Consider the following 705-nt stretch of genomic DNA (forward strand, 5'->3'; position numbering starts at 1 on the left):
ATATAAAGTGTATGAGGCAATGTTAAAATAACTACTTTTTTATTATTGGAGTTAGAAAATATCGAAAAAATATTTGAAATAAAATTCATAGTATACTCCTATATTAATTATTTCAAACGAAGAAATATTGATTTCGTATAGAAAGAAAATAAGTCAAAAATTGAATAAAACAACCTAGATAAATTTAGATATTTAAGCTGCTTGATTATATCATGTTTAATAAAATCAAATATTTCCATTCTATTCAATTGAAATAAGTCTTTTTTTTCCCCATAACTTTCATTAATCAACTCTAGTTTTTCAACAAATATCAATATACTATCTTTTTCTATTTTATAAATATTTTTTTGATATTTTAAAAAAAAATATTGTTCAGCATTTTTCAAGTTACTCTTATATTTATCCTGCGCTGTAATGACTGACTGGTCTTTGCTCCAACCATCATCTCCGATATAAGCACTTGAATTTTCAATATCTGCAAAGTACCAAAAACTAGGATGAAACTGTTCTTGGCAAATCATATACGTGTGATCAAGATGTTCTAATGCATTAAAATAAGATTCATCATATAATCCAACATGTTGAATAACCTTTTTTGAAAAATAACTAAATGCACCTACACAATGTTCATAAAAATAAATATTAACATCTTGAAAATTTAACTGAATTTTTACTTTAGGTTGATTTTGAGTATCAACATTTAGC

Annotated in this window: 1 protein-coding gene; it reads right to left on the reverse strand. The window is 24.1% G+C overall.

The window, feature by feature from the left end; translation table 11 throughout:
* Positions 1 to 107: 107 nt before the first annotated feature.
* The coding region (locus tag KPC_RS20555; protein ID WP_228212370.1) for a hypothetical protein at positions 108 to 705 on the reverse strand (598 nt) is incomplete at its 5' end.

This window comes from Acinetobacter stercoris (assembly GCF_900323515.1).
GTDB classification, from domain to species: Bacteria; Pseudomonadota; Gammaproteobacteria; order Pseudomonadales; family Moraxellaceae; genus Acinetobacter; species Acinetobacter stercoris.